The organism is Streptomyces sp. CB02400 (genome assembly GCF_001905725.1).
Taxonomy (GTDB): Bacteria; Actinomycetota; Actinomycetes; order Streptomycetales; family Streptomycetaceae; genus Streptomyces; species Streptomyces atrovirens.
Genome location: NZ_LIWB01000010.1, coordinates 112,409 through 121,113 on the forward strand (window position 1 = coordinate 112,409; position 8,705 = coordinate 121,113).

An 8,705-nucleotide genomic window follows, 5' to 3' on the forward strand; every position below is an offset into this window, starting at 1 on the left:
CGTCCGCGACCGCGGACGCCCGGACGTCACCGGCACACCCGGAGGTAACAACCATGTCCAAGCAGCATCCACGCATCGTGGACCTGAGCGAGACGGAACCCAACCGACGGCGCGGAGGTGACCTCAGAACCCTGCTCACCCCGGCCACCGTGGGCTCCACCAGCGGCTTCATGGGCCTGGCGATCATCAAGCCCGGTGAGCGCATCGGCGAGCACTACCACCCGTACTCCGAGGAGTTCGTGTACGTGGTCAGCGGCGCGCTCGAAGTGGACCTGGACGGCGAGCCGTTCGCGCTCCGCGCCGAGCAGGGACTGATGATCCCCATCGACATGCGGCACCGCTTCCGCAACGTCGGCGACCAGGAGGCCCGCATGGTGTTCCACCTGGGCCCGCTCGCCCCGCACCCGAGTCTCGGCCACGTCGACACCGAGGAGACCGAAAGCGCCTCCACCGGGCCGCAGTTGACGGTCGGCGGTCCCGAGATCGGCCGGTCGGCCGAGCCGAGCGAGGCCATAAAATGACCCGGCGAGTGGCCGTCACCGGTATAGGTGTGGTCGCTCCCGGCGGCATCGGAGCGACGGCGTTCTGGGATCTTCTGACAGCCGGCCGCACCGCGACCCGCGGCATCTCCCTGTTCGATCCGGCGGGTCTGCGTTCGCGCATAGCCGCCGAGTGCGACTTCGACCCGTTCGAGCACGGCCTGGACGCGGATCTGTGCCAGCACGCGGACCGGTACATCCAGTTCGCCGTGGTCGCCGCCGCCGAGGCCGTGCGCGACTCCGGACTCGACACCGAGACCATGGACCCGTGGCGCACCGCGGTCTCGCTGGGCAGCGCGGTCGGCGGCACCACCCGGCTGGAACACGACTACGTGCTGGTCAGCGAGCGGGGCCGGCGCTGGGACGTGGACCACCGGCAGGCCGAGCCCAAGCTGCACCTGGCGTTCTCGCCGAGCACCCTCGCCTCGGTCGTCGCCGAGCGGTTCGACGCCCGGGGCCCGGTGCAGACCGTCTCCACCGGCTGCACCTCCGGGCTCGACGCGGTCGGCTACGCCTTCCACACCATCGCCGAGGGCCGGGCCGACGTCTGCGTCGCGGGGGCGTCGGACTCGCCGATCTCACCGATCACGATGGCCTGCTTCGACGCCATCAAGGCGACGTCGCCCAACAACGACGACCCCGAGCACGCCTCCCGGCCCTTCGACGCCCACCGCGACGGCTTCGTGATGGGCGAGGGCGCGGCCGTGCTCGTCCTGGAGGAGTACGAGCACGCGCGGGCCCGCGGCGCGGAGATCCTCTGCGAGATCAGCGGCTACGCCACCTACGGCAACGCCTACCACATGACCGGTCTGACCAGTGAGGGACTGGAGATGGCCCGGGCGATCGACACCACGCTCGACCAGGCCCGTATCGACCCCACGCTGATCGACTACGTCAACGCGCACGGCTCCGGCACCCGGCAGAACGACCGGCACGAGACGGCCGCCGTGAAGCGGTCCCTGGGCGCGCACGCCCACGAGACGCCCATGAGCTCCATCAAGTCGATGGTGGGGCACTCGCTGGGCGCGATCGGAGCGATCGAGGTGGTCGCCTGCGTCCTCGCGCTGAAGCACCAGGTGGTGCCGCCCACGGCGAACTACGAGACCCCCGACCCCGAGTGCGACCTGGACTACGTGCCGCGCACCGCCCGCCCGCGGAAGCTGAACCATGTGCTCTCCGTCGGCAGCGGATTCGGCGGCTTCCAGTCCGCGGTGCTGCTGTCCGGGCCGGGTGGGAGGACACGATGAGCAATCGGCGCCCCGGGCGCGCGGCCGTCACCGGCATCGGTGTGGTCGCGCCCAACGGACTGCGGACCGACGCCTACTGGAAGTCCGTCCGCGAAGGCCTCAGCGTGCTGGATCTGATCAGCCGCGAGGGCTGTGACCATCTGCCGCTCCGCGTGGCGGGCGAGGTCCGGGCCTTCGACCCGGCGGCCATCGTCGAGGACCGGTTCCTGGTGCAGACCGACCGGTTCAGCCACTTCGCGATGGCCGCCGCCGCCCTCGCCCTCGACGACGCCGGACTCGGCGGCGAACCCGCCGATCCGTTCTCGGTCGGCGTGGTCACCGCCGCCGGCTCGGGCGGCGGCGAGTTCGGCCAGCGCGAGCTGCAGAAACTGTGGGGGAAGGGCTCCAAGTTCGTCGGCCCCTACCAGTCCATCGCCTGGTTCTACGCCGCGAGCACCGGCCAGATCTCCATCCGCGGCGGCCTCAAGGGACCCTGCGGGGTGGTGGCGAGCGACGAGGCGGGCGGTCTGGACTGCCTCGCGCACGCGAGCCGGGCCGTGGGCCGCGGCACCGACGTCATGGTCGTGGGGGCCACGGAGGCGCCGCTGGCCCCGTACTCGATGGTGTGCCAGCTCGGCTACCCCGAGCTCAGCACCCTCGACGACCCCGACCGCGCCTACCGCCCGTTCACCGAGAAGGCGTGCGGCTTCGTGCCCGCCGAGGGCGGCGCGCTGCTCGTCGTCGAGGACGAGTTCCGTGCCCGTGACCGCGGAGTGCCCGTACGGGCCACCGTGGCCGGCCACGCCGCCACGTTCACCGGGGCCTCCCGCTGGGCGGAGTCCCGGGAGGGCCTGGCCCGCGCGATCCGCGGCGCCCTCGACGAGGCGGGCTGCGCGCCGGAGGAGATCGACGTCGTGTTCGCCGACGCCATGGGCGTGCCCGCGGCGGACCGCGCCGAGGCGCTGGCGATCGCCGACGCGCTCGGCGCGCACGGCACCCGCGTCCCGGTCACGGCGCCCAAGACGGGCATCGGCCGCGCCCACTGCGCGGCGCCCGTGCTGGACACGGTGGCCGCGGTGCTCGCCATGGAGCACGGCCAGGTGCCCCCGACGCCCAACGTGTTCGACATCTGCCACGACCTCGACCTGGTGATGTCGCACGCTCGCCCCGCCGAGCTGCGCACCGCCCTCGTCCTCAGCAGGGGACTGATGGGCTCCAACGCGGCGCTGGTCGTGCGCCGCGGTGACGATTCCGCCCGGTAGGAACGGGCGGGGAAGGAGCAGTCACCCATGATCACCACCGAAGTGACCTTCGACGAGCTGGCCGCGCTGATGAAGCAGGCGGCCGGCATCACCGTCGACCCCGAGGAACTGAAGGACTCCGCGGAGTCCCCCTTCGACGTCTTCGGCCTCGACTCGCTCGGCCTGCTGGGCATCGTCGGCGAGCTGGAGAACCGGTACGGCGCGTCGCTCCCCCCCGACTCGGAGCGCTGCCGGACGCCGCGGGAGTTCCTGAACCTCGTCAACAGCACCCTCACGGCTGGAGCCTGAAAGTGGCCGGACACACCGAGAACAGCATCACCATCGACGCTCCCTTCGACCTCGTGTGGGAGATGACCAACGACCTGGAGAACTGGCCGCGGCTGTTCAGCGAGTACGCGTCCGTGGAGGTCCTCTCCCGCGAGGGGGCCACGACGACGTTCCGGCTCACCATGCACCCGGACGAGAACGGGAAGGTGTGGAGCTGGGTGTCGGAGCGCACCCCGGACCGGGAGAGGCGGACCGTCCGCGCCCGCCGGGTCGAGACGGGCCCGTTCGCCCACATGGACATCCTGTGGGAGTACGCGGAGCTGCCGGGCGGTGTGCAGATGCGCTGGGTCCAGGACTTCGCGATGAAGCCCGACGCCCCGGTCGACGACGACTGGATGACGGACAACATCAACCGCAACTCCCGTACGCAGATGGCCCTGATCCGGGACCGGATCGAGCAGGTCGCCCGCGACAGCGAGAGCGCGTCCGTCGCGTCCTCGCGCTGAGCGCCGGCCCGCCCGGTCAAAGGAAGGACAGCCCCCATGCACCACGCCCTCATCGTCGCCCGGATGAAGCCCGGTTCGGCGCCGGACATCGCCGACGTGTTCGCCGCCTCCGACCGGGGTGAACTCCCCCACCTGGTCGGCGTCAGCCGGCGCAGCCTCTTCCAGTTCGGCGACGACGTGTACCTGCACCTCATCGAGGCCGAGCAGGACCCCGCGCCGGCGATCGCGAAGGTCGCCGGACACCCCGAGTTCCGCAGCATCAGCGAGCGGCTGGAGGCGTACGTCAGCCCGTACGACCCGGCCACGTGGCGCAGCCCCAAGGACGCCATGGCGCAGTGCTTCTACCGCTGGGAGAGCGGCGCCCGTTCCTGAGCGGGAAACCCCGAGGCCGCCGGTCCCGCGTCAGTCGCGGAGCCGGCGGCCTCGGGGTTGTCGGCGCGCCCTCGGTCAGCCGGGGACGGTGCACTCGAAGGCGTGCAGATAGGCGTTGACCGGGCTGATGCCGTCGATGGCGAGGCCCGCGTCGGTCAGCCGGTCGACCATGCTCTGCCGGGTGTGCTTGGCGCCGCCGACGTTGAGGAGCAGCAGCAGGTCCATGGCGGTGGTGAACCGCATCGACGGGGTGTCGTCGACGAGGTTCTCGATGACGACGACGCGGGCCCCGGGCCGGGCCGCCGCGCGGACGCCCGCGAGCACCCGGCGGGTGCTGTCGTCGTCCCACTCCAGGACGTTCTTGATGATGTACACGTCCGCCCGGACGGGGACGCCCTCGCGGCAGTCCCGGGCCACGATGTCGACGCGGCCGGCGAGCGAGCCGCCCCGGCGCAGCCGGGGGTCGGCGTTCTCGACGACGCCCGGCAGGTCGAGCAGGGTGCCGTGGAGGTGGGGGTGCTTCTCCAGGAGGCTGGCCAGGACGTGTCCCTGGCCGCCCCCGATGTCCACGACGGAGGAGGCGTCGTCCAGGTCGAGCAGCAGGGCCACGTCGCGCGCGGACTGCTCGCTGGACGTCGTCATGGCACGGTTGAACACATGGGCGGACTCGGGGGCGGACTCGTTGAGGTAGGTGAAGAACTCCCGGTCGTACACGTCCTCGAAGACGCCCCGGCCGGAGCGCACCGCCTCGTCGAGCCGCGGCCAGACGTTCCAGGTCCACGGTTCGGTGCACCACAGGGCGATGTACCGCAGGCTGTGCGGGTCGTCCTCGCGCAGCAGCCGGGACATCTCGGTGTGCTCGAAGGTGCCGTCGGGGTTCTCGGCGAAGACGCCCTGGCAGGACAGGGCGCGCAGCAGCCGCCGCAGGGTGTGCGGCTGGGTCTTCACCGCCGTCGCCAGGTCGTCGACGGTCATGGGGGTGTCGTCCAGCGCGTCCGCCACGCCCAGGCGGACGGCCGCGCGTACGGCGGCGGCGCACGCCGCCCCGAAAACGAGCTCCCGCAGCCGCATGGGCGGCGGGGGAGCCGGATCAACGGTGGTCATCCGTTGCCTCGCTTCTGCTGTCGTGCAGTCGGGGGGTGGGGCGGGCGGGTCAGCACATGCCCGCGGGCTCGGAGAGCGTGCAGGTGTTGTGGCTGAACGTGTTGTTCTCGGCGGTGTCCCGGTCGGCCAGGTCGGCGGGGCTGTTGCCGGTCACCAGGTTGTCGCGGATCTCGTTGCGCTCGCTGGGCGCGCCGACGAGGCTCTTGAAGAGCACGATGCCGCCGGAGAGCGGGGAGGTGCCCTTGTTGTCCTCGACCCGGTTGTAGGCGACCAGGGTCTCCTCGGCGCCGGTGAGGACGATGCCCGAGCCCTGCAGGAAGGGCAGCCGGGGCGTCTTGGGGCAGTACTTGTTGTTGGCGTGGATGTAGTTGTGCGTCACGCTCAGGTCGCCGGCGCGCGGCTTCGACTCGTCGCCGACCACGAAGACGGCGGCGCAGTTGCCGGTGGCCTCGTTGTGGTCGACGGTCAGGTTCCGCAGCCGGCGCACGGTGACGCCGACGCGGTTGCCGGCCATCCGGTTGTGGCTGATCACGGTCTTCTCCGCGTCCCGGGCGCCTTCCTCGGTGTCGACGGTGTTGGCGACGAACAGTCCGGCGTCGCCGTTCTTCCGGACGAGGTTGTGGCTGAGCACGCTGTGTACGGAGCGTTCCTCGGCGATGCCCCACTGGCCGTTCTTCTCCGCCAGGACGTACTTGACCTCCAGCCCGTCGGTGCCGGTGGCCCACAGCCCGTTCTCGGCGTATCCCCGCAGCGTCAGGGACCGTACGGTGACGTTCTCGACGGGGCTCTTGTCGGTGCCGGTCACACAGATGCCGTTGCCCGCCTTGGCGCAGGCGCTCTTGCCGGCTTCCTCGGCGGGCACCAGGACGGTGCGTCCGGCGCCGTGGCCGCGCAGGGTCACGTCCGGCTTCTTGATGTCGACGCTCTGCCGGTAGGTGCCGGGGGCGAGGAGGACGGTGTCCCCCGGCTTCGCGGCGTCCACGGCCTTCTGGATCGACTGGCCGGGCTGTACGCGGTGCACGGTCGGGTGGTGGGCCGACGGGGCGGCTCCCAGCCCCGCGGCCACGGCGGCGGCGGTACAGGCGAGAAGGGCGATGTGTCGTTTGTTCATGAGCCGAAGCTATGAGCGGGGGTGGGGCCCCGCCACCGGTGATCACCCGGGTGGGCCGATGCCCCCGCTCGACGGGTGATCACCCGGCCGGCTCATCTCTCGTGGACGACGGCGACCTCCCCCGGCGGCAGGACGAACCGTCCGTCGACGTCGTGGTCGTGCAGCAGTTCGCGCCCGCGGGCCGGTACGTCGACGGGGTCGGGGGTGTGGTTGACGAGGAAGAGGAAACGGGAGCCGTCGTCGGCGTGCCGGCGTACGGCCTCGACTCCCGCGGGGAGGCCGGGGACCTCCGCGGTGACGCCCGCCTCGGCCAGGAGCGCGTCGACGACGCCGGCGGTGCCCGCCGCGTCCGGCCGGGTGGCGACGTACCAGGCGGCGCCCTCGCCGACGGTGTGCCGGGTGACGGCCGGCCCGCCCGCCAGGGGGCCGTCGGCCCAGGTGCGTACCGCCTCGGCTCCGGTCAGGTGGGTCTTCTCGGCCCACAGGTCGGCGCGGTTGCCGTCGTCCAGGGTGAGGACCTCGTCCTCCCGCAGCGGGTGGAACTCCTCGCTCCGTACGCCCAGCAGCTCGCGGAAGGCGCCCGGGTACCCCCCGAGCCGGACGTGGTCGTTCTCGTCGACGATCCCGCTGAAGAAGGTGATCAGCACGGAGGCGCCGGCCCGCGCGGCGGCGGCGACGCGGTCGGCGTCCGCGTCCGTGACGGTGTACAGGGTGGGTACGACCACGGCGCGGTAGCCGGTCAGATCACTGTGTACGGAGGTGACGTCGACGGTGACGCCGCGCTCCCACAGCGCCCGGTACCAGCGCTGCACCTCCGCCTGGTAGTCCAGCACGCCGCTCGGCCGGCCCTCGGTCTCGACGGCCCACCAGGACGGGTAGTCGACGACGAGGGCCACGTCCGCGCGGACCCTGCTGCCCCGTACCGGGGCCAGGACGCCCAGCCGTCTGCCGAGTTCCACCGTGTCGCGGAAGACGTCGGTGTCGCGTCCGGCGTGCGGAACCATGGCGGAGTGGTACTTCTCGGCTCCGGCGGCGGACTGGCGCCACTGGAAGAACATCACGGTGTCGGCTCCCCGCGCCACATGGGTGAGGGAGTTGCGCAGCATCTCGCCGGGGCCCTTGGGCCGGTTGCGGGGCTGCCAGTTGACCGCCGAGGTGGAGTGTTCCATCAGCATCCACGGGTCGCCGCCGGCCACCCCGCGGCTGAGGTCGGCGGAGAACGCCAGCTCGATGTGGGCCCGCGGGTCGGCGGCGATCAGATAGTGGTCGTTGGCGACGACGTCCATGTCGGCGGACCACGAGAAGTAGTCCATCCACTTGGTGGCCGACGACATCATGAAGTTCGTCGTGGCCGGCACGTCGGGGGTGATCTCGCGCAGTACGTCGCGCAACTCGCGGTAGTGGGCGAGCAGTTCGTCGGAGGAGAAGCGGAAGAAGTCGAGCTGTTGGGTGGGGTTGACGAAGGTCGGCGACTGGAGCGGGGGCAGGATGTCGTCGAAGGTGTCGTAGCGCTGCGACCAGAAGGCCGTGCCCCAGGCCGTGTTGAGCGCGTCGATCGTGCCGTAGCGCTTGTCCAGCCAGGCGCGGAAGGCGTCGGCCGCGGCGTCGGAGTAGTCGTGGGGGACGTGGCACCCGAGTTCGTTGTCGACGTGCCACAGGGCGAGCGCGGGGTGCTGCCCGTACCGCTCGGCCATCAGGCGCGTCATGCGCAGCGCGTACCGGCGGAACACGGGGGACGACACGGCGTACGACTGGCGGGAGCCCTGGTGGAGGACGGTGCCGTCGGGCCTGCGGGGCAGGATCTCGGGGTGCTTGCGGGTGAGCCACGGCGGCGGGGAGGCCGTGGCGGTGGCCAGGGCGACACGTATGCCCGCGGCGTGCAGCCGGTCCAGTACGGTGTCGAGCCAGCCGAAGTCATGAGCGCCCTCGCGCGGTTCGAGCATCGCCCAGGAGAAGATGCCGACGCTGAGGAGGTTGACGCCGGCCTCCTTCATCAGCTCGATGTCCTCGAGCTGGACCTCCCGGCTCCACTGCTCGGGGTTGTAGTCGCCTCCGTATCCGAGGCCGGGGACCTGGAGCGGCCAGGGGCGGTGCGTGGGCATGTGTTCCGTCCTTCCGGAGGGCTGTGCTTCCCGTGGGCTTCCCGTGGGCCGGCTGTGTGGCTACCACACATGTGGCTGGCGCATATGTGGCTGCGGCACCCGCCCGTGGTGTCCGTCGGGGAAGTGGATCTCCATCGTCCCATCTCCCGCCGCGTCGGCCAGGGTTGCGGTGGGCGGCGTCCGGGAGCCGCCGTGCACGGGAAACGGACGGGGCCG

Annotated in this window: 9 protein-coding genes; 6 read left to right on the forward strand and 3 right to left on the reverse strand. The window is 71.6% G+C overall.

The genetic code is table 11. The features are described from left to right. Window positions 1-53 precede the first annotated feature (53 nt). The 6 genes from AMK33_RS23710 to AMK33_RS23735 are packed head-to-tail and all read left to right on the forward strand — an operon-like array spanning window position 54 to window position 4,172. Window positions 54-521 (forward strand): cupin domain-containing protein, encoded by a 468-nt coding sequence (locus AMK33_RS23710; protein ID WP_073934956.1) that lies wholly within the window; start codon window positions 54-56, stop codon window positions 519-521. Continuing rightward, window positions 518-1,786: a beta-ketoacyl-[acyl-carrier-protein] synthase family protein gene (locus AMK33_RS23715; protein ID WP_073934957.1), complete on the forward strand. Its 1,269-nt coding sequence runs from the start codon at window positions 518-520 to the stop codon at window positions 1,784-1,786. The genes AMK33_RS23710 and AMK33_RS23715 overlap by 4 nt, the downstream gene beginning before the upstream one ends. Further along, window positions 1,783-3,027, forward strand: a complete 1,245-nt coding sequence (locus AMK33_RS23720) for a ketosynthase chain-length factor (protein ID WP_073934958.1) — start codon at window positions 1,783-1,785, stop codon at window positions 3,025-3,027. Before AMK33_RS23715 ends, AMK33_RS23720 begins: the two co-directional genes overlap by 4 nt. Before the next feature lie 27 nt (window positions 3,028-3,054). Then, on the forward strand, window positions 3,055-3,315 hold the full coding sequence (locus tag AMK33_RS23725) for an acyl carrier protein (protein ID WP_073934959.1): 261 nt from the start codon (window positions 3,055-3,057) through the stop codon (window positions 3,313-3,315). Window positions 3,316-3,317: 2 nt separating this feature from the next. After that, entirely contained in the window at window positions 3,318-3,800 is a 483-nt protein-coding gene (locus AMK33_RS23730; protein WP_073934960.1) for an SRPBCC family protein, read from the forward strand. 36 nt (window positions 3,801-3,836) lie between these two features. Then, complete coding sequence (locus tag AMK33_RS23735; RefSeq protein ID WP_073934961.1) at window positions 3,837-4,172, forward strand: TcmI family type II polyketide cyclase; 336 nt, start codon at window positions 3,837-3,839, stop codon at window positions 4,170-4,172. Between the two features lie 75 nt (window positions 4,173-4,247). Here AMK33_RS23735 and AMK33_RS23740 read toward each other — a convergent pair whose 3' ends face one another. The 3 genes from AMK33_RS23740 to AMK33_RS23750 form a co-directional block, all read right to left on the reverse strand. After that, window positions 4,248-5,276, reverse strand: a complete 1,029-nt coding sequence (locus AMK33_RS23740; protein ID WP_073934962.1) for a methyltransferase — start codon at window positions 5,274-5,276, stop codon at window positions 4,248-4,250. A 49-nt stretch (window positions 5,277-5,325) separates the two neighbouring features. After that, complete coding sequence (locus AMK33_RS23745) at window positions 5,326-6,387, reverse strand: right-handed parallel beta-helix repeat-containing protein (RefSeq protein WP_073934963.1); 1,062 nt, start codon at window positions 6,385-6,387, stop codon at window positions 5,326-5,328. 92 nt (window positions 6,388-6,479) lie between these two features. Then, a complete protein-coding gene (locus AMK33_RS23750) occupies window positions 6,480-8,489 on the reverse strand; it encodes a beta-galactosidase (RefSeq protein WP_073934964.1) in 2,010 nt (669 codons plus the stop codon). Between the last annotated feature and the right edge of the window lie 216 nt (window positions 8,490-8,705).

Coding starts and splice junctions, on each gene's coding strand:
- AMK33_RS23725 (WP_073934959.1), top strand. CDS start 3,055: ATGATCACCACCGAAGTGACCTTCGACGAGCTGGCCGCGCTGATGAAG.
- AMK33_RS23715 (WP_073934957.1), top strand. CDS start 518: ATGACCCGGCGAGTGGCCGTCACCGGTATAGGTGTGGTCGCTCCCGGC.
- AMK33_RS23720 (WP_073934958.1), top strand. CDS start 1,783: ATGAGCAATCGGCGCCCCGGGCGCGCGGCCGTCACCGGCATCGGTGTG.
- AMK33_RS23735 (WP_073934961.1), top strand. CDS start 3,837: ATGCACCACGCCCTCATCGTCGCCCGGATGAAGCCCGGTTCGGCGCCG.
- AMK33_RS23750 (WP_073934964.1), bottom strand. CDS start 8,489: ATGCCCACGCACCGCCCCTGGCCGCTCCAGGTCCCCGGCCTCGGATAC.
- AMK33_RS23745 (WP_073934963.1), bottom strand. CDS start 6,387: ATGAACAAACGACACATCGCCCTTCTCGCCTGTACCGCCGCCGCCGTG.
- AMK33_RS23740 (WP_073934962.1), bottom strand. CDS start 5,276: ATGACCACCGTTGATCCGGCTCCCCCGCCGCCCATGCGGCTGCGGGAG.
- AMK33_RS23710 (WP_073934956.1), top strand. CDS start 54: ATGTCCAAGCAGCATCCACGCATCGTGGACCTGAGCGAGACGGAACCC.